22 protein-coding genes are annotated in these 17,735 nt (G+C 37.0%); 9 read left to right on the top strand and 13 right to left on the bottom strand.

The features are described from left to right. The first annotated feature begins 11 nt into the window (after window positions 1-11). Entirely contained in the window at window positions 12-1,178 is a 1,167-nt protein-coding gene (locus MQE36_RS13840; RefSeq protein ID WP_242936569.1) for a proline dehydrogenase family protein, read from the top strand. 56 nt (window positions 1,179-1,234) lie between these two features. On the opposite strand, the gene MQE36_RS13835 is transcribed toward MQE36_RS13840, so the two are convergent. The 10 genes from MQE36_RS13835 to tsaE all read right to left on the bottom strand — a co-directional run bounded on the left by MQE36_RS13835 (window position 1,235) and on the right by tsaE (window position 5,223). Further along, a complete protein-coding gene (locus MQE36_RS13835) occupies window positions 1,235-1,609 on the bottom strand; it encodes a DUF4258 domain-containing protein (protein WP_242936568.1) in 375 nt (124 codons plus the stop codon). Window positions 1,610-1,612: 3 nt separating this feature from the next. Next, window positions 1,613-2,812: an alanine dehydrogenase gene (locus MQE36_RS13830; RefSeq protein WP_242936567.1), complete on the bottom strand. Its 1,200-nt coding sequence runs from the start codon at window positions 2,810-2,812 to the stop codon at window positions 1,613-1,615. 33 nt (window positions 2,813-2,845) lie between these two features. Beyond that, window positions 2,846-3,355 carry a hypothetical protein gene (locus tag MQE36_RS13825; RefSeq protein WP_242936566.1) on the bottom strand — a complete coding sequence of 170 codons (510 nt, stop codon included), beginning with the start codon at window positions 3,353-3,355 and terminating at the stop codon, window positions 2,846-2,848. Between the two features lie 147 nt (window positions 3,356-3,502). Then, window positions 3,503-3,652 (bottom strand): hypothetical protein, encoded by a 150-nt coding sequence (locus tag MQE36_RS13820; RefSeq protein WP_242936565.1) that lies wholly within the window; start codon window positions 3,650-3,652, stop codon window positions 3,503-3,505. Between the two features lie 51 nt (window positions 3,653-3,703). Beyond that, window positions 3,704-3,853 (bottom strand): hypothetical protein, encoded by a 150-nt coding sequence (locus MQE36_RS13815; protein ID WP_242936565.1) that lies wholly within the window; start codon window positions 3,851-3,853, stop codon window positions 3,704-3,706. A 51-nt stretch (window positions 3,854-3,904) separates the two neighbouring features. Further along, entirely contained in the window at window positions 3,905-4,054 is a 150-nt protein-coding gene (locus MQE36_RS13810; protein ID WP_242936565.1) for a hypothetical protein, read from the bottom strand. A gap of 50 nt (window positions 4,055-4,104) precedes the next feature. Beyond that, window positions 4,105-4,254 (bottom strand): hypothetical protein, encoded by a 150-nt coding sequence (locus MQE36_RS13805; RefSeq protein ID WP_242936565.1) that lies wholly within the window; start codon window positions 4,252-4,254, stop codon window positions 4,105-4,107. A gap of 51 nt (window positions 4,255-4,305) precedes the next feature. After that, on the bottom strand, window positions 4,306-4,455 hold the full coding sequence (locus MQE36_RS13800; protein WP_242936564.1) for a hypothetical protein: 150 nt from the start codon (window positions 4,453-4,455) through the stop codon (window positions 4,306-4,308). A gap of 51 nt (window positions 4,456-4,506) precedes the next feature. Beyond that, complete coding sequence (locus MQE36_RS13795) at window positions 4,507-4,656, bottom strand: hypothetical protein (RefSeq protein ID WP_242936563.1); 150 nt, start codon at window positions 4,654-4,656, stop codon at window positions 4,507-4,509. 168 nt (window positions 4,657-4,824) lie between these two features. After that, window positions 4,825-5,223, bottom strand: a complete 399-nt coding sequence (gene tsaE, locus MQE36_RS13790; RefSeq protein WP_242936562.1) for a tRNA (adenosine(37)-N6)-threonylcarbamoyltransferase complex ATPase subunit type 1 TsaE — start codon at window positions 5,221-5,223, stop codon at window positions 4,825-4,827. 641 nt (window positions 5,224-5,864) lie between these two features. On the opposite strand from tsaE, the gene MQE36_RS13785 reads away from it, so the two are divergent. Next, on the top strand, window positions 5,865-6,683 hold the full coding sequence (locus tag MQE36_RS13785) for a hypothetical protein (protein ID WP_242936561.1): 819 nt from the start codon (window positions 5,865-5,867) through the stop codon (window positions 6,681-6,683). Window positions 6,684-6,715: 32 nt separating this feature from the next. On the opposite strand, the gene MQE36_RS13780 is transcribed toward MQE36_RS13785, so the two are convergent. Then, window positions 6,716-7,093 (bottom strand): hypothetical protein, encoded by a 378-nt coding sequence (locus MQE36_RS13780; RefSeq protein ID WP_242936560.1) that lies wholly within the window; start codon window positions 7,091-7,093, stop codon window positions 6,716-6,718. Window positions 7,094-7,417: 324 nt separating this feature from the next. Next, window positions 7,418-8,965: a T9SS response regulator signal transducer PorX gene (gene porX, locus MQE36_RS13775; protein WP_242936559.1), complete on the bottom strand. Its 1,548-nt coding sequence runs from the start codon at window positions 8,963-8,965 to the stop codon at window positions 7,418-7,420. 38 nt (window positions 8,966-9,003) lie between these two features. Between porX and MQE36_RS13770 the strand changes: the two genes are divergently transcribed. The 7 genes from MQE36_RS13770 to sucD all read left to right on the top strand — a co-directional run bounded on the left by MQE36_RS13770 (window position 9,004) and on the right by sucD (window position 15,979). After that, a complete protein-coding gene (locus MQE36_RS13770) occupies window positions 9,004-10,227 on the top strand; it encodes an HD domain-containing protein (RefSeq protein WP_242936558.1) in 1,224 nt (407 codons plus the stop codon). Window positions 10,228-10,257: 30 nt separating this feature from the next. Next, window positions 10,258-11,286 carry a UDP-3-O-(3-hydroxymyristoyl)glucosamine N-acyltransferase gene (lpxD, locus tag MQE36_RS13765; protein ID WP_242938854.1) on the top strand — a complete coding sequence of 343 codons (1,029 nt, stop codon included), beginning with the start codon at window positions 10,258-10,260 and terminating at the stop codon, window positions 11,284-11,286. Further along, window positions 11,279-12,685, top strand: a complete 1,407-nt coding sequence (locus MQE36_RS13760; RefSeq protein WP_242936557.1) for a bifunctional UDP-3-O-[3-hydroxymyristoyl] N-acetylglucosamine deacetylase/3-hydroxyacyl-ACP dehydratase — start codon at window positions 11,279-11,281, stop codon at window positions 12,683-12,685. The genes lpxD and MQE36_RS13760 overlap by 8 nt, the downstream gene beginning before the upstream one ends. Before the next feature lie 7 nt (window positions 12,686-12,692). After that, entirely contained in the window at window positions 12,693-13,481 is a 789-nt protein-coding gene (lpxA, locus tag MQE36_RS13755) for an acyl-ACP--UDP-N-acetylglucosamine O-acyltransferase (protein ID WP_242936556.1), read from the top strand. Window positions 13,482-13,512: 31 nt separating this feature from the next. Next, window positions 13,513-14,079, top strand: a complete 567-nt coding sequence (gene efp, locus MQE36_RS13750; protein WP_242936555.1) for an elongation factor P — start codon at window positions 13,513-13,515, stop codon at window positions 14,077-14,079. Window positions 14,080-14,093: 14 nt separating this feature from the next. Then, the gene (locus MQE36_RS13745; protein ID WP_242936554.1) at window positions 14,094-15,023 is read left to right on the top strand and encodes a UDP-3-O-(3-hydroxymyristoyl)glucosamine N-acyltransferase; all 930 of its coding nucleotides are present in this window, start codon (window positions 14,094-14,096) and stop codon (window positions 15,021-15,023) included. Window positions 15,024-15,106: 83 nt separating this feature from the next. Next, complete coding sequence (sucD, locus tag MQE36_RS13740) at window positions 15,107-15,979, top strand: succinate--CoA ligase subunit alpha (protein ID WP_242936553.1); 873 nt, start codon at window positions 15,107-15,109, stop codon at window positions 15,977-15,979. Between the two features lie 189 nt (window positions 15,980-16,168). Here sucD and MQE36_RS13735 read toward each other — a convergent pair whose 3' ends face one another. Continuing rightward, the gene (locus tag MQE36_RS13735; protein WP_242936552.1) at window positions 16,169-17,647 is read right to left on the bottom strand and encodes a TonB-dependent receptor; all 1,479 of its coding nucleotides are present in this window, start codon (window positions 17,645-17,647) and stop codon (window positions 16,169-16,171) included. Window positions 17,648-17,735: the final 88 nt, after the last annotated feature.

The following is a 17,735-nucleotide window of genomic DNA, read 5'->3' as shown; positions in this document are numbered from 1 at the left end:
TTATGAAATAAATGAATAGAATTTTTGACAACACTGAGGTTGCTTTTTCACTTAAGAGTGATTCGCAATTGGAGCGAGCATACTTTCTGTTTAAGATGATCGCTAATGAACCTGTAGTGAGAATAGGTACTGCTGTCACCAATTTTGCTATAAAGGCTCACTTGCCTGTTGAAGGATTAATCAGGGCTACGGTTTTTGACCACTTTTGTGGTGGTGTTAATGAGGAAGATTGTCTTCCCATTGTTGAAAAGATGTATGAAAAGGGAGTAAGTTCCGTATTGGATTATTCTGTTGAGGGAAAAGAAGAAGAAGAACAGTTTGACGCCTGTTATAACAAGGTTATCAAATTACTTGATTTTGCTGCAGAAAGAAAGGAAATGCCTTTTTCCGTTTTTAAACCTACCGGATTCGGACGGTTTAAGCTTTATCAGAAAATAGGAGAGAAGGATGTGCTTTCAAAGGCGGAGGAAGAAGAATGGGCCAGGGTCTTAGATCGTTTTGAGGGTGTTTGTAAATATGCCTATGAGCTGGGCGTTACAGTGCTTATCGACGCTGAAGAAAGCTGGATGCAGGACGCTGCCGATCAGGTCATAGAAGAGATGATGGCAAAATACAATAAGGAAAAAGCCATTGTTTTTAATACCTTACAGATGTACAGATGGGATCGACTCGATTATCTGAAAAAACTCCACGAGAGAGCCGGAAAGGAAGGGTTTAAACTTGGATTCAAACTGGTAAGAGGGGCTTATATGGAGAAAGAGAATGAAAGGGCAGAGGAAATGGGCTACCCGACACCGATCTGTGCTTCAAAGCAGGAGACTGACAATAATTATGATGCGGGAGCAAAGTATATTATGGATAACCTTGATACAATTTCTGTCTTTGCGGGAACCCATAATGAAGAAAGTAATTATCAGATCATGAAGATGATGGATGAGAAGGCTATATCGAAAGAAGAAGAAAGAGTTTGGTTTGGCCAGTTATACGGTATGAGTGATCATATTACATATAATATGGCTGAAAGGGGATATAATGTAGCCAAATATCTGCCTTACGGACCTGTTCGGGATGTTATGCCGTACCTGATCAGAAGAGCCGAAGAAAATACATCGGTTGCCGGACAGACAACCAGGGAGCTGAGTTTGCTGAAACAAGAGCGTAAAAGGAGAAAAGTGTAATAGCCTGATTGATATATTGAAGAGGGTGTCTAAAAATAACTTTTAGACACCCTCTTTTAGTTTTTGTATTCCAGGCTTGAAATTTCTGCTTTGGTCTTGCAGTTCAAGACTGTTATTTCCACAGTTTTATCTTGAATGTTACCTTCAATAATATAGGTTTTGCACGGTTTCGATTTTGTGTCGCTTTTTTTGAATAAAACATCTCCATCGATTAGAATAGCATCGAAATAAGCTTTTGAGATGGATTTGTCTTCGATGATTCTTTGAAGTTCGTCAGAGAATGTTATTTCCTTCGACCTGATATCTTTCAGCACTCTGCAGTTTGGCAAATAACAAAATTCAGTACGCTTTTCTTTAAAGAAAAAAGCAAGGAAAACAATCCCCAGAGAGAGTCCTATCAGATAGAACCCAAAACGTTTTAAAAATGGCATGTGTTAGAAAATCAATAAGTTAATATCCCGGTATGAGAGGTCAAACCACTCAGCAATGGTCTTGTTGGTTAAAATTCCGTGGTAAAAATACAAACCATTACGCAAACCTCTGTCAAATCGTATGGAATTTTCTAATCCTCCGTCTTCGCCGATCTTTAGAAGATACGGAGTAAAGATATTACTTATTGAAACCGAAGCAGTTCTGGAATACCTGGAAGGTATGTTAGGTACACAATAATGAATAACCTCATGTTTGATAAAAGTCGGTTTGCCATGTGTTGTTACCTCACTGGTCTCGATACACCCCCCCATATCGATACTGACATCAATAATAACAGCTCCCGGTTTCATGTTTTCAACCATGGTTTCCGAAACAACAATAGGAGCTCTGTTGATCCCTCTTACGGCACCGATCAGCACATCGCATCGCTTTAGGGCTTTGATTAAATTTTTGGGTTGAAGGGTAGAGGTGTATAGCGGACTTCCGACGTTGGTTTGCAAACTTCTCAGTTTTGAGATCGAATTATCAAAAACTTTTAGAGAAGCTCCCAGCCCGAGCGCTGAACGCGCTGCAAATTCACCGACAGTCCCCGCTCCCAGGATTACCACTTCTACCGGGGGTACACCGCTAATGTTACCGAACATTAAGCCGTTTCCCTGATTAGCATTCGTTAGCAGTTCAGAAGCGATGAGCACAGATGCTGTTCCTGCTATTTCACTTAAAGACCTTACTGCGGGGTAGTTTCCGTCTTCATCTTTAATGTATTCAAAAGATATCGCGGTGATTCTTTTTTTAGCGAGTTCTTCAAAATATTTTTTGTTTTGCGTTTTGAGCTGCAGTGCAGAAATAAGGATGGTCTGAGGATTGGTGTAACTAAGCTCTTCGATTGTAGGAGGTTCGACTTTTAATATGATCGGGCAAGAAAAGACCTTTTTAGTATCATTGGTTATTTCAGCACCTGCATCACTATACTGCTTATCAGAAAATTTTGCTCCTTCTCCGGCATTTGACTCAATTAGCACCCGATGACCATGGGTCGTTAAAGCGTTAACGGCATCAGGGGTCAGGCATACGCGCTTTTCCTGATATGATATCTCTTTTGGGATTCCAATAAAGAGTTCTCCCTTTTGTTTTAATATTTCAAGAGTTTCTTCCTGCGGAATAAGTTGATGTTTTGAAAAAGGAGATATCGGAAAATTCATAAACTAAAATTAGGTACTTGTGAAGATACTAAATTATTTAATTCCTTTTTCTTCGTATTCCTTGAGTTCTTTCTCTATTTCTTTCAGGTCGATACCATGCACAACTTTGTCGAATATCTTTACTCTGATTAAGTAAACAATTGGGATGATAATCATCATAACAGGTATAACATAATAAATGCTAAAGTCATCTATTATGTGAAAATCATCGTTTATAGCACTTAAGACTTGGATAATATACATACTTATAGGAATTAATAATATATGATACCACCAATGCTTACATGTAATAAACCAAATGATTAGTAAGTATAAAGGAATAAATTTTGTCATGAATACCCACCCCATTACAAAAACGCTGTTGTTGTATTTACTTTCGATAGTAAAAAACTTGGTTTCCCAAATTTCATTATTTGGTAAGCCCTCATACAGGTAGAAAATATATGGGGAGACAGCAATAAGTATTGCAACGATCGAACCTATTACGATTGATTTAGAAAACTTCCTTTTATCATTATTTGAGTAATCGCCTGTGGGGATCATGATTAAGTTTCAATTTTAAATACAAGTATATTTAAAATATATATTTTTAACTAATAATTTACTTATTTTAATGAAATATTGAAAGTAGTTAAAATAAAGCAAAAAAAACGGAAAAAATCCGATTTTGTAAAAGAAAAGTTATTTATGTTATCCGTTAGTAGGAACTTTAATATCGGAAAGTTTAGGACTTTGATCTTGATACAGGTTGTCTTCGCCTGCTACACTACTAGGAGAGCAAGATGTTAAAGCTAATGATGCAACAAATAATAAAGCGAAAGATATTTTAACTAATTTCATGTTCAATGTAATAAAGGGTAAACAATTTTTTATTTATCTAAAAGATTTATGTTATCCGTTAGTAGGAACTTTAATATCGGAAAGTTTAGGACTTTGATCTTGATACAGGTTGTCTTCGCCTGCTACACTACTAGGAGAGCAAGATGTTAAAGCTAATGATGCAACAAATAATAAAGCGAAAGATATTTTAACTAATTTCATGTTCAATGTAATAAAGGGTAAACAATTTTTTATTTATCTAAAAGATTTATGTTATCCGTTAGTAGGAACTTTAATATCGGAAAGTTTAGGACTTTGATCTTGATACAGGTTGTCTTCGCCTGCTACACTACTAGGAGAGCAAGATGTTAAAGCTAATGATGCAACAAATAATAAAGCGAAAGATATTTTAACTAATTTCATGTTCAATGTAATAAAGGTAAACAATTTTTTATTTATCTAAAAGATTTATGTTATCCGTTAGTAGGAACTTTAATATCGGAAAGTTTAGGACTTTGATCTTGATACAGGTTGTCTTCGCCTGCTACACTACTAGGAGAGCAAGATGTTAAAGCTAATGAAGCAACAAATAATAAAGCGAAAGATATTTTAACTAATTTCATGTTCAATGTAATAAAGGGTAAACAATTTTTTATTTATCTAAAAGATTTATGTTATCCGTTAGTAGGAACTTTAATATCGGAAAGTTTAGGACTTTGATCTTGATACAGGTTGTCTTCATCAGCAACACTACTAGAAGAACAAGATGTTAAAGCTAATGAAGCAACAAATAATAAAGCGAAAGATATTTTAACTAATTTCATGTTCAATGTAATAAAGGGTAAACAATTTTTTATTTATCTAAAAGATTTATGTTATCCGTTAGTAGGAACTTTAATATCGGAAAGTTTAGGACTTTGATCTTGATACAGGTTGTCTTCATCAGCAACACTACTAGAAGAACAAGATGTTAAAGCTAATGATGCAACAAATAATAAAGCGAAAGTAATTTTAACTAATTTCATGACTGTAAGTTTTTTGGTTATGTTATTAAAATACGTTTTGTTTTCGTTGTTTGTTGAAACAAACCTACGAAAAAATAACTTACAGGTAATTAGTATGTTAGTCGTATATTAGTAGTTTTTTTCGCCCTTATTTATTGCTAAATAGGGGATTCATAATGTAAGGTACGATTATTTTATAATTATAGTTCTCTTATCGTCTAAAACTTTGGTCAAGATGATGTTCGTTGCATCTTCGGGTAGTAAATTTTTAATTTTTTCGGGCCATTCTATAAGGCATAAATTGTCTGTATACAAATAATCTTCCAATCCGATATCGTAAGCTTCATCTTCACTTTCCAAACGGTAAAAATCAAAATGGTATATTTTACCATTATTTCCCTCGTATTCATTTACTATAGAGAACGTAGGACTGGATGTTATGTCTTTCACGCCTAATTCTTTTACAATCTCTTTTATGAGTGTGGTTTTACCTACCCCCATTTCTCCGTAAAATAAAAGAACGTTGCTCTTGGCATTGTTCAGTATATGCCGGGCAATGCTACTGATATCTACTAACGTGTAATTCATTGGTTTAGTGTGTAAAAAGTGGTTGTTCTAAATGCTGTATATATTGACAAAAGTATTGATATTATTAATTTCACAGTTCTTTTTAATGAAAATCTGTTAGGTTTGCTGTTTTAAAAGAGTTTGATTGAAGAGAAAGAACAGGGTTTTAGCCGTTAGTTCGGTTGTTATGTATTTGTTTTAAGCTGAGTATGTTTTTTAGGGTTTCATTTAAAAGGTTTGTCAATAGGGTTAAATATAGTAATCAGCAAAATACTCAAGTGTTTTGGTTTGAAGTGTATTTGTCTTTATTGATTGTTTTTTTGCCGTTTATGGTTTATCTCCATCTTTTTGGGGCAGAAGAAAATGAATTTAGATTTTTCGGGGTTGATATAGATTTACAGAGGTATTCTTCAGTAAAAAATCTGTTATATACAGCATTCATAAGATTGGGATACTTTTTATACTTTTTTATTTGGTACTTCACATGTCAGTATAGGTGGAGAGTGTTGGTTTTTATGTTAGGCTGTCTTAGCTTTTTGCAATTGTATCTGGCGATTGATTATGAGTTTGTTTTTTTTGATTTAAATGTTGTAGGTTTTGTTTGGACTTTAGTAGTTCCAATTACGGCAGCCTCATTTCTATATCTATTGATAGAAAAGAAAATGGATTTAAGAAAACTTTTTAATCTGACATACAACCTGAATCGTGTTAATATAGATAGGTTTTTGAGTAATCATCTATTTACAGCGGACGAAGATTATAAGTTTATATATAATTCGGCTATTCATTCTGATCAAAAAAAAACAAGTTTAAATGGCGATCAATATTTGAAGGAGGTGATAAAAATTTCTGAAGTATTAAAAAGGAAGAAGGTAGGTGTGTCCGGCGATTTTAAAAACAGACTACCTATCAATAAATTCCTGAATTTTGGAATTGTTTTACTGCTGATTATGTTGCCATTCGTAAGGTATGCTTATACGTTTATTCCCCCGGGAATTAAATCTTATAGTATAGGCTTTGTTAAGCTATCAAATTTTGGGTTCCAAGATGCTCATGCATTAATGTATTTCTTGGCGGGCAAAATATATATCTTAATCGGCCTCTCCATATGGTACATTACATCAAGACATTGGTGGAAGTTTTCAATTTTAGTACCTGTATCTGTTACGATAATTCAGATCATAGATATTTTAAATTCCGATAAAACCACTATGGATGAACAAGGGTTTTGGGAGTTGTTTCCTTATATATTGCCAATTCTTTTGTTTTTAACGTTTTTATCGAACAAGTTCAGGTATTTTTCGTTAGCTAATGATTTGGCAGAGAGACTGGATAACGAAATTAACAGCTTGTTAAAAGAGATAAATTCGTCTAAAAATGGCTCAATCAAGGAACAACTGGAGTTATTAAAAGCAAATAGAAGTAGAATGACAAAAGGAGAATACCTTTCAAAACTCAATGAATTGAAAGGCCGAATTTAAGATTAAAAATAAGTTTAAGGCATAATAAAAGGCTATTTTAAATCTTTTTTTGCAGCTTCTATTTCTTTTTTTATCTCATCTAGCAGATGGTCTTTGTCCCGGTCTTCGCGCTGCTTCAGTTTTTTCTCAATAATAGCATCGATCTCTTCCTCAGAAATCTTGAATGTATCAATACTCTTGGATTTGGTGTTTGTACTAAACATGTCGCCTTGACCGGTAATTAACCAATGAGCATTGATTACCGGATACTTTTCTAATATCTTGGCAAGAACATCGCTGCCGACTGAAGCATTGTTTTTGCTCATACGTAGTGTATAACCATTTGAAGCGCCGATAGACATATCAAACTGTCTTGCACTTAAACCAAAAATTCTGATGATATGTGTTATTCTGTCAATTGTTTTGGGCATAGCTTTTTAATTAGTAGATTATATTCTCTATAATTATATGTCGCAAAGTTAATAAATTATAAGTAAATAAATAAGTTTTGTTACGGCTGTCCCCCCTTTTCCGGTTTAAGCCGATTTTTCCGGCAAGAGAATTTCCTCTTTTGATAAAAGATGAGCTGTCGGTAAATAAAAAATTACACGACAATTTTTACAGACCGGTCAGATAACTTATGAGATTCATATACAAATGGAGTTCCGTGTATTTTACAGGAATTAAGTACGAGGCATGCTGCATAAATGTATATTAGTGTATGGCCGTTTTAAGGAAGGCCGTAACGTGTTAAATTATTTAGGTTCCAGTACTGCAACAGGAATGATCATTTCTTCTAATGATACTCCTCCATGCTGATATGTGTTCTTGTAATAACTAACGTAATGGTTATAATTGTTAGGATAAGCAAAAAACAAGTCGTTTTTGGCAAAGATAAATGAACTGCTCATGTTTATGGCCGGGAGATGTATCTCTTTTGGATTTTTAAACCCAAGGACGTCTTTTTCTTCATAGGTCAGGCTCCTGCCTGTTTTATACCTCAAATTCAAACTGGTTTCACGGTCGCCAACCACTTTAGAAGGGTTCTTTACATTTATAGTGCCATGGTCTGTAGTTATGATCAACCGGAAACCGAGCTGTTGAGATTGCTGTATGATTTCCAGCAACGGAGAATTTTTAAACCAGCTTTGGGTTAAAGATCTGTATGCCTTATCATTTGAGGCGAGTTCTTTTACCACCTCCATTTCAGTTTTAGCATGTGAAAGCATGTCTACGAAGTTGTAAACAATAACTGTTAAATCGTTGTCTTTTTGAGATTTAAAGTTTTGTGCCAGCTGCCGACCGGCTTTAAGTGAAGAGATTTTATGATATTCCCATTTTAAGGAAATACCGAGTCTCCTGATTTGTTCACTTAAAAAATCGGCCTCATGCAAATTTTTACCTCCTTCGTCCGTATCGTTTTTCCATAGTTTAGGATATAGCTTTTCCATTTCGGCGGGCATTAAACCGGAAAAAATTGAATTTCGGGCATATTGGGTTGCTGTGGGTAATATGCTGTAATAAGGAGATTCTTTAACTTTTTTATAGTAAGGGGTTACATGGGGTTCGATAGCCCTCCATTGATCGTACCTTAAATTATCGATCACAACAAGAAGCGTAGGGGTATTGTCTTTCAATTCCGGGATTATCTTGTCTTTGAACAGTGTATGTGACATTACCGGACCATCAGCATCGTCAAACCAATCCTGATAATTTTTTTGTACAAACTTTCCGAATTGTGAGTTCGCTTCCGTTTTTTGAGATTCAAGAATCTCTATGAGTCCAACATCCTCAATGTCTTCAAGTTCTAATTCCCAGTATATAAGTTTTTGATAGAGTTCGGCCCATTCGTGGTAGCTGTTTACCATAGAAAGTTCCATGGATATTTTGCCAAATTCCTGTTGGTAATTAGAAGTAGTCTTCTCTGATATCAGCCTGGAATGATCTAAATTCTTTTTTAAAGACAGCAGTATCTGATTGGGGTTGACCGGTTTGATCAGGTAATCAGCTATTTTAGCTCCGATCGCATCCTCCATGATATTTTCTTCTTCGCTTTTGGTGATCATGACGACCGGGAGGTCGGGTTTTTTACTTTTGATTTCAGAGAGGGTTTCCAGTCCGCTTAGCCCCGGCATGTTTTCGTCCAGGAAAACAATGTCGTAATCATTGGAATCGATACTGTCTACAGCCTCTAAACCGCTTTTTCTTGTATCGATAATATAATTTCTTTGCTCAAGGAAGAGGATGTGAGGTTTCAATAGCTCAATTTCATCATCAACCCATAATATTTTTATGTCGCTCATACTTACGTATATTTGCTTTTTATAAATTTCTATTTACTTTGAAAACTACCAATAAACTGAAAATCTTTAACGATCCAATATATGGTTTTATTACCATTCCCAATACACAAATTTACGATTTAATAGAACATAAATACTTTCAGCGACTAAGGAGGATTTCCCAGATGGGGATGTCTTATTTGGTATATCCCGGTGCTCATCACACCAGGTTTCACCATGCACTCGGATGTATGCACCTAATGAAAAAGGCGGTCGAGGCATTGCGATTCAAGCAGGTAGAGATATCGGATGAGGAAGAGATGGGGTTGTTAACAGCCATTTTATTACACGATATCGGGCACGGGCCGTTTTCTCACGCAATGGAGCATAGTATTGTAAACGGGGTTAGCCATGAACGGATTTCATTGCTGTTTATGGAAGCTTTAAATAAAGAGTTTGACGGAACCCTTTTTCTGGCGATACAGATTTTTAAAGGGCAGTATCACCGAAAGTTTATGAACCAATTGGTATCCGGACAGCTGGATTTGGACCGGACAGATTATTTAAAGCGCGATAGTTTTTATACCGGAGTTGCAGAGGGAAATATTAATTCCGAGCGGATCATATCGATGTTTAATGTGATCGATGATGAGTTGGTAATCGAAGAAAAGGGGATCTATTCCGTAGAGAAATTCTTAGTAGCCAGGCGACTGATGTATTGGCAGGCTTACTTACATAAAACAAGTCTGGCCGCCGAACAGATACTTATCCGGATTTTAAAGCGGGCTAAAGAATTGGTAGAAAAGGGAGTGAAATTACAGGCCAGTTCTGCGTTGTCGTATTTTCTTCAGAATGAAATAGATCTTAAGGGGTTTGATAATAAGGTTTTACAAACTTTTGCACGATTGGATGATTACGATATCATATCTGCCATGAAAGAATGGCAGTTCTGTGATGATTATGTGTTGTCTAATTTATGTCAGATGATTTTAGACAGGGATTTGTTGAAGATCAAACTGAAAAAGAAGCCCATATCCTTAAAGAAGGTTGAAAAACTAAAAGAAGCTTTTATGAACTCAGAAGGCATAGATGAAGATGAAGCTGCGTATTTTATTTTTACAGGCGCTATAGAAAATCAGGCTTATAATCTTGATCGACAAAATATCAACATTCTTTCTAAGTCGGGGAAAATCATAGATGTAGCCAAGGCTTCGGACCAGTTAAACCTCAAAGCACTCTCAAAACCGGTCACTAAATATTATCTGTGCTTCCCCAAGTCATAACATTTAGAGTTTTTTTATACTTTTGCCATGATGAAATTTACAGCAGCACAAATAGCCAATATTTTAGAAGGAGATGTGGTAGGGGATCCTAATGTTGAAGTCTCAAAGCTTTCTAAAATAGAAGAAGGTACAGAAGGTTCATTAACCTTTTTGGCCAATCCGAAGTATAAACCTTTTATATATACGACCAAAGCATCCGTTACGATTGTTAACAAGGATTTTGAATTGGATGCTTCCCTGTCAACGACTTTGATCAAGGTCGTTGATGCGTATAAGGCGTTTTCTAAGCTTCTTGAATATTATAACCAGGTGAAACATAACAAACAAGGTGTTGAGCAACCGGTTTTTATATCCGAATCAGCATCCTATGGTCAGGATGTCTATATCGGTGCTTTTACATATGTAGGGGAGAATGTTAAAATAGGAAACAACGTAAAAGTATATCCCAATGCTTATATCGGAGATAATGCATCTATCGGCGATCACACTATTGTTTTTGCTGGGGCCAAGATTTATTCCGAATCAGTTATAGGTAGTAATTGTGTAATTCACAGTGGTTCTGTAATAGGAGCTGACGGCTTTGGTTTTGCCCCCGATGAGAAAGGAGAATTTCAAAAAGTCCCTCAGACCGGGAATGTTATTTTAGAAGATTTTGTAGATGTTGGGGCGGGAACTACAATAGACAGGGCTACTCTGGGTTCGACGGTTATCAGGAGAGGCGTAAAGCTCGACAATCAAATACAAATAGCTCATAATGTTGAAATAGGAGAGAATACGGTTATAGCAGCCCAAACGGGTATTGCCGGATCTACAAAAATTGGAAAGAACTGTATGATAGGCGGTCAGGTAGGAATTGTCGGCCATATCGTAATTGGTGACAGGGTCAGAATACAGGCCCAGTCCGGTATCGGAAGGAATGTTAAAGATGATGAAGTTCTACAAGGTTCTCCAGCCATGGGATATTCCGATTATAATAAGTCTTATGTTCATTTTAGAAATCTTCCTAAGATAGTTGATAAAATAGACCAACTTGAAAAAAAACATACATTCAATGACTAATACCATTACAGAAAAGCAACGTACAATTGCAAAAGAAGTTTCTCTAAAAGGGGTCGGGCTCCATACCGGTAAAGAAGTAACAATGACTTTCAAGCCCGCAGCAGAAGGCTTTGGTTATGCCTTTAAACGTGTTGATCTTGAAGGCCAGCCCGTTATTGAAGCAGATGCCAATTTTGTAGTCAATACACAGAGAGGTACCAACCTTGAAAAAAATGGAGTGAAGATTCAAACTTCCGAGCACGTTTTGGCGGCATTGGTCGGACTTGATATTGATAATGTTTTAATAGAATTAGATGCTTCTGAACCGCCAATTATGGACGGGTCATCTAAATATTTTATAGAAGCTTTAGAAGATGCCGGAATTGTAATACAAGAAGCAGAACGTGAAGAGTATGTAGTTACGGATGTGATCTCATATACTGATGAAGAAAGCGGTAGTGAAATTACGATAATTCCAGCTGATGAATATCAGGTAACCACTATGGTAGATTTTGGCACAAAAGTTTTGGGGACTCAAAATGCAACCCTTAAGAAAATGGCCGATTTTAAGGAAGAGATTGCAAACGCCAGGACTTTTAGCTTCTTGCATGAAATTGAGACGTTGTTAGAACATGGACTCATAAAAGGGGGTGATCTAAACAATGCAATTGTGTATGTGGATAAAGAATTGTCTGTACAAACCATGGAGAAACTTAAGGTAGCATTTGATAAAGATTCGATAGCTGTCAAGCCTAATGGTATTTTAGATAACCTGACCTTACATTATCCGAATGAAGCAGCAAGACATAAACTACTTGATGTTATAGGTGATCTGGCGTTAGTCGGTACAAGGATAAGGGGGAAAGTTATAGCCAATAAACCCGGACATTTTGTAAATACCCAGTTTGCAAAAAAACTGTCTAAGATTATTAAAATAGAAAAACGAAATAAAGTGCCTAAGTTCGATCTTAATCAGCCACCATTGATGGATGTTACCGAGATTATGAAGAAGCTTCCGCACAGACCTCCCTTTTTACTGGTGGATAAAATATTAGAATTATCCGAGAGTCATGTGGTTGGATTGAAGAACGTTACGATGAACGAACCTTTCTTCGAAGGCCACTTTCCCGGAGCTCCGGTTATGCCTGGAGTACTTCAGGTAGAGGCTATGGCGCAGACAGGAGGTATTTTAGTGTTAAGTACCGTGCCGGATCCCGAAAATTACCTCACGTATTTTATGAAAATGGATAATGTGAAGTTTAAACAGCAAGTTTCTCCGGGTGACACATTGATATTCAAGTGCGAGCTTATATCACCTATCAGAAGAGGTATTTGTCATATGCAGGCATATGCTTATGCTAATGGTAAATTAGCTACTGAAGCTGAACTAATGGCCCAAATTGTAAAAGTAAAAAACTAACTGACAGATGAATCAACCACTAGCATATGTACATCCGGGTGCCAAGATAGCTAAGAATGTAGTTATTGAACCCTTTACAACCATACATAATAATGTTGTTATAGGAGAGGGAACATGGATAGGGAGCAATGTAACCATAATGGAAGGGGCAAGAATAGGGAAGAACTGTAATATTTTCCCCGGAGCAGTTATATCAGCTCCTCCCCAGGATTTAAAATACGATGGCGAAGATACCATTGCAGAGATAGGAGACAATGTAACCATACGGGAATGTGTAACGATCAATAAAGGGACAAGTGACAGGATGAAAACCGTTATAGGGAATAATTGCCTGATAATGGCTTATTGTCATGTAGCCCACGATTGTATAGTAGGGGATAACTGTATATTCTCCAATAACAGTACGCTGGCAGGACATATTACTATCGGGGATAATGTTGTTCTGGCAGGAATGACGGCCGTTCATCAGTTTTGTTCTATAGGGAATCATGCCTTTGTTACGGGAGGTTCTCTGGTGAGAAAAGATGTGCCGCCATATGTGAAGGCTGCAAGAGAACCATTGTCTTATGTAGGTATTAATTCAGTAGGGTTACGCAGACGCGGATTCTCTACCGAAAAGATCAGGGAAGTTCAGGATATCTACAGAATATTGTATCAAAGAAATTATAATAATACCCAAGCGGTGGAAATTATTGAGGCTGAAATGGAAGCTACCCCTGAAAGGGACGAAATACTTCAGTTTATCAAAGATTCTCAACGAGGTATCATGAAAGGATATTTCAGCGCGAACGGTTAAATCAATTCATACTAAATTTATTTTTACTAAAATGGCAAGTACTTCAGATATCAAAAAAGGGTTGTGTATTCGTTACAATCACGACATATTCAAAATCATAGAGTTTTTACACGTAAAACCAGGAAAAGGACCGGCGTTTGTAAGAACAAAACTTAAAAGTGTAACCACCGGAAAAGTGATCGATAATACATTTTCGGCAGGTCACAAGATTGAAGATGTCCGGGTAGAGACCCATAGTTTCCAGTTCCTGTATCCGGAAGGAGAGACATTTCACTTTATGAACACAGAAGATTTTAATCAAATTACACTTCAAAAAGGAACTTTGGACGCTCCGGAACTTCTAAAAGAAGGAGAAGTAGTTTCTGTTTTGATCAATTCGGAAGACGGAATGCCACTTTCTGTTGAAATGCCAACGCATGTAATTCTGGAAGTAACACATACAGAACCGGGAGTAAAAGGCAATACGGCAACCAATGCTACAAAGCCTGCAACGGTTGAAACCGGTGCCACGGTTAATGTTCCTTTATTTATTAATGAAGGCGATAAGATTAAAATAGAGACAGATAAAGGCGCTTATGTAGAGCGTGTTAAGGAATAGTAGATTCTTTTTTTATGAAGTTTCCTCAGATACATACGCTAAAACAAATAGCCACCATTATCAATGCTGAATATGTCGGTGCTGATGATTTTCCTGTTTCAGGAATGAATGAAATCCACGTGGTAGAGCCTGGTGATATTGTATTTGTGGATCATCCGAAATACTATGACAAGGCGTTAAATTCCGCTGCGACCATTGTATTGATCAATAAAGAAGTTGAATGCCCTGAGGGAAAAGCGCTTCTGGTCTCTGATGATCCTTTTCGTGATTTCAACAAGCTGACCGAATATTTTAAACCTTTTCAGGCGGCAAGCGGGCTTGTTGCCCCATCAGCTAAAATAGGGAAGGGTACGGTTGTACAGCCCGGTGCTTTTATCGGAAATAATGTTGTGATCGGCGAACACTGCCTGATTCATGCCAATGTAAGTATTTACGATAATACAGTGATCGGAAACAATGTGACGATTCATGCAGGTTCTGTTCTGGGAGGCGATGCTTTTTATTACAAGAACAGGCCAAGCGGCTTTGATAAATTGCTTTCAGGAGGCAGGGTAGTCATAGAAGACCATGTTGATCTTGGAGCCCTGTGTACCATCGATAAAGGAGTTACGGGAGATACCACGATTAAAACAGGTACCAAGATAGATAATCAGGTTCATGTAGGTCATGATACCGTAATAGGAAAAAAATGCTTGATCGCGTCCCAGACAGGAATAGCCGGATGTGTAGTTATTGAAGATGAAGTTACCATTTGGGGACAAGTGGGAATGACAAGTGGAATAACTATTGGAGAAAAGGCTGTTATACTGGCGCAGTCGGGCATCAGTAAATCGTTGGCGGGGCATGCAACCTATTTTGGGTATCCGGCTGAAGAAGCACGAAAGAAGTATAAGGAGCTGGCATCGATACGACAGATTCCGTCTATTATTGAAAAAATAGGATAAGTTTAAATCATCATTAAAATATTAAAATTCATTTCGCAGTTCGTATTCTAAATACTACTTTTGTGAAGCTAAAAAAATAACTCATGAGTGTTTTAGTAAATAAAGATTCAAAAATAATTGTACAAGGATTTACAGGTAGTGAAGGGACTTTTCACGCCGAACAAATGATCGAATATGGAGCCAACGTGGTTGGGGGGGTTACCCCCGGCAAAGGAGGTCAGGAACATCTGGGAAAACCTGTTTTCAATACAGTTTCTGAAGCCGTTGAGAAAGTTGGTGCAGATACGACTATCATTTTTGTACCGCCTGCTTTTGCTGCGGATGCTATTATGGAAGCTGCAGACGCAGGTATTAAAGTAATCATTACGATTACTGAAGGTATTCCTGTGGCAGATATGGTGAAGGCATATGATTATGTAAATGATAAAGATTGTCGTTTAATCGGTCCTAACTGTCCGGGTGTAATCACTCCTGGGGAGGCAAAAGTGGGAATCATGCCTGGTTTTGTGTTCAAAAAAGGAAACGTCGGAATCGTATCTAAATCAGGTACTTTAACCTATGAAGCTGCCGACCAGGTTGTTAAACAAGGGCTCGGAATTACTACAGCTATCGGAATCGGTGGTGATCCGATTATAGGTACGACTACAAAAGAAGCTGTTGAGTTGTTAATGAATGACGAGGAAACAGAGTGTATCGTAATGATCGGAGAAATTGGTGGTCAATTAGAGGCTGATGCTGCTCGCTGGGTGAAAGAAAATGGGAATAAAAAGCCTGTTATTGGTTTTATCGCAGGTGAAACTGCCCCGAAAGGACGTACGATGGGACATGCCGGTGCTATTGTTGGAGGAGCTGATGATACGGCGGAAGCAAAAAAGAGGATTATGAGTGAATGTGGCATCCACGTTGTAGATTCTCCTGCTGAAATCGGAAAAAAAGTAGCTGAAGTACTAGGCTAGTAATCTAAGATAACGATAAATATTCTATATATTTAATCCACCTTCTGTTCAGAAGGTGGATTTTTTGTTTTAAAAAAGTAACTCTTTAGATTTTGAAAAACAATAATTTAATTTTTATCAGCGCTATAATGATACAATAAAAAAGCCCTTGAAATCAATCAAGGGCTTTTTGTTGTAGTATCTTGTTTGTTAATTATCTTCAATTAAATTTTTTGATTTCTGCTTGTCGTAGTTCTCAGGATGGTAACCAAACAATTGCTGTTCTTTGATCAGCTGGGAAATACCTTCAGGCAGGAGCTCTTCCCAACCTTCTTCGCCATCGGCAATCATCTTCAGTACCTCTCTGGAGTAGATATTTAATATCTCCGGGGTGTAATCAAAAATATCAACAACCTTTCCGTTGTATTTAAAGAATTTATAAAGTTCTTTCATCCGTGGGTGTACTTTCAGGTTGTTACTGGTACTTACAGAACCGGTTTCCTGATTGATCATCGGATACAGGTATACTTTCAGGTCTTTGTAGAAGAGTTTACCAAAGGCTTCGAGGATACCACCGCTTAAATGTCGGTAATACTTTTCGTCAAAAATTTCAACCAGGTTATTAACTCCCATGGTCAGCGCCATTCTTTCACGTGAATAGTTAGAGAAATATTCAACCAGCTTATAGTACTCCTGGAAATTTGATATCATTACCTTATGGCCTAAAGAACACAAGAGTTGGGCCCTGTCCATAAAATCTTTCTCATCAATTTCACCTTCGGCTCTTAAGTTAGATAAGGTTATTTCAAATATTACCACGGTATTGTCTTGCTCTACCTTGTTTTCCCGTATAAAAATCTCATACGATTTTTTATACATGTCCATATTCACCAAGGTAACGGGTCTGAAACTTCCGCGAAGTGCCAATATATTCTTTTTATATAATACGGCAGCAGGCAGAATATTATTGCCGTCAGGTCCGAACATTACGGCGTGGGTCATCCCGTTTTTAACGAGTTGTAAACTCATCAGGCGATTATCTACATCCTTAAAACTAGGCCCTGAAAAGTTTATGGTGTCTATTTCCAGTGTATCTTTATCAATATGGTCGTAAAGGTATTTCAATAACTTTTTAGGCTTGTCATGCTTGTAAAATGCACCATAAATGAGGTTTAGACCAACAATCCCGAGAGTTTCCTGTTGTAACCTAGCTTCAGTCTGTTTAAAACGTATATGAAGTACGATCTCGTTATAATCTTCATTCGGGTCTATCTGGAACCTTATTCCCATCCAGCCATGACCTTTGTATTTTTTACTAAAATCGATGGTAGCAACAGTATTGGCAAACGAAAAGAAAAGTTTATTGGGGTGTTTTTCTCTGGTAATACGTTCTTCCATTAAGCGCATTTCGTGAGAAAGCATTTTTTTGAGTCTGGATTCTGTTACGTAGCGCCCGTCTTCTTCCGGACCATAAATGGCATCACTAAAGTCTTTATCGTAAGCACTCATGGCTTTGGCTATCGTGCCTGATGCCCCTCCAGCCCTGAAAAAATGTCTGACAGTTTCTTGTCCTGCGCCAATCTCGGCAAATGTTCCGTAAATATCTTCGTTAAGATTAATCCTAAGTGCCTTGGATTTTAAAGAAGGTATGTTTTCAAAATTTTTGTCACCTTGTAAAACAATAGCCATTGTTATGTTGTTTTGTTTATTGCAAAGTTAATAAGATTCATGAAGGTAATGCCGAAAAACCGTAGAAATTTAAATTCCTTCGAGGAAC

It is taken from the genome of Zhouia spongiae (assembly GCF_022760175.1).
GTDB classification, from domain to species: domain Bacteria; phylum Bacteroidota; class Bacteroidia; order Flavobacteriales; family Flavobacteriaceae; genus Zhouia; species Zhouia spongiae.
This window is presented reverse-complemented; position numbering and strand designations above follow the sequence as displayed.

Coding starts and splice junctions, on each gene's coding strand:
- lpxA (WP_242936556.1), top strand. CDS start 12,693: ATGAATCAACCACTAGCATATGTACATCCGGGTGCCAAGATAGCTAAG.
- MQE36_RS13825 (WP_242936566.1), bottom strand. CDS start 3,355: ATGATCCCCACAGGCGATTACTCAAATAATGATAAAAGGAAGTTTTCT.
- MQE36_RS13785 (WP_242936561.1), top strand. CDS start 5,865: ATGGATTTAAGAAAACTTTTTAATCTGACATACAACCTGAATCGTGTT.
- MQE36_RS13735 (WP_242936552.1), bottom strand. CDS start 17,647: ATGGCTATTGTTTTACAAGGTGACAAAAATTTTGAAAACATACCTTCT.
- MQE36_RS13745 (WP_242936554.1), top strand. CDS start 14,094: ATGAAGTTTCCTCAGATACATACGCTAAAACAAATAGCCACCATTATC.
- MQE36_RS13815 (WP_242936565.1), bottom strand. CDS start 3,853: ATGAAATTAGTTAAAATATCTTTCGCTTTATTATTTGTTGCATCATTA.
- MQE36_RS13795 (WP_242936563.1), bottom strand. CDS start 4,656: ATGAAATTAGTTAAAATTACTTTCGCTTTATTATTTGTTGCATCATTA.
- MQE36_RS13760 (WP_242936557.1), top strand. CDS start 11,279: ATGACTAATACCATTACAGAAAAGCAACGTACAATTGCAAAAGAAGTT.
- MQE36_RS13830 (WP_242936567.1), bottom strand. CDS start 2,812: ATGAATTTTCCGATATCTCCTTTTTCAAAACATCAACTTATTCCGCAG.
- efp (WP_242936555.1), top strand. CDS start 13,513: ATGGCAAGTACTTCAGATATCAAAAAAGGGTTGTGTATTCGTTACAAT.
- MQE36_RS13780 (WP_242936560.1), bottom strand. CDS start 7,093: ATGCCCAAAACAATTGACAGAATAACACATATCATCAGAATTTTTGGT.
- MQE36_RS13820 (WP_242936565.1), bottom strand. CDS start 3,652: ATGAAATTAGTTAAAATATCTTTCGCTTTATTATTTGTTGCATCATTA.
- lpxD (WP_242938854.1), top strand. CDS start 10,258: ATGAAATTTACAGCAGCACAAATAGCCAATATTTTAGAAGGAGATGTG.
- sucD (WP_242936553.1), top strand. CDS start 15,107: ATGAGTGTTTTAGTAAATAAAGATTCAAAAATAATTGTACAAGGATTT.
- MQE36_RS13800 (WP_242936564.1), bottom strand. CDS start 4,455: ATGAAATTAGTTAAAATATCTTTCGCTTTATTATTTGTTGCTTCATTA.
- MQE36_RS13805 (WP_242936565.1), bottom strand. CDS start 4,254: ATGAAATTAGTTAAAATATCTTTCGCTTTATTATTTGTTGCTTCATTA.
- MQE36_RS13835 (WP_242936568.1), bottom strand. CDS start 1,609: ATGCCATTTTTAAAACGTTTTGGGTTCTATCTGATAGGACTCTCTCTG.
- porX (WP_242936559.1), bottom strand. CDS start 8,965: ATGAGCGACATAAAAATATTATGGGTTGATGATGAAATTGAGCTATTG.
- MQE36_RS13810 (WP_242936565.1), bottom strand. CDS start 4,054: ATGAAATTAGTTAAAATATCTTTCGCTTTATTATTTGTTGCATCATTA.
- MQE36_RS13840 (WP_242936569.1), top strand. CDS start 12: ATGAATAGAATTTTTGACAACACTGAGGTTGCTTTTTCACTTAAGAGT.
- tsaE (WP_242936562.1), bottom strand. CDS start 5,223: ATGAATTACACGTTAGTAGATATCAGTAGCATTGCCCGGCATATACTG.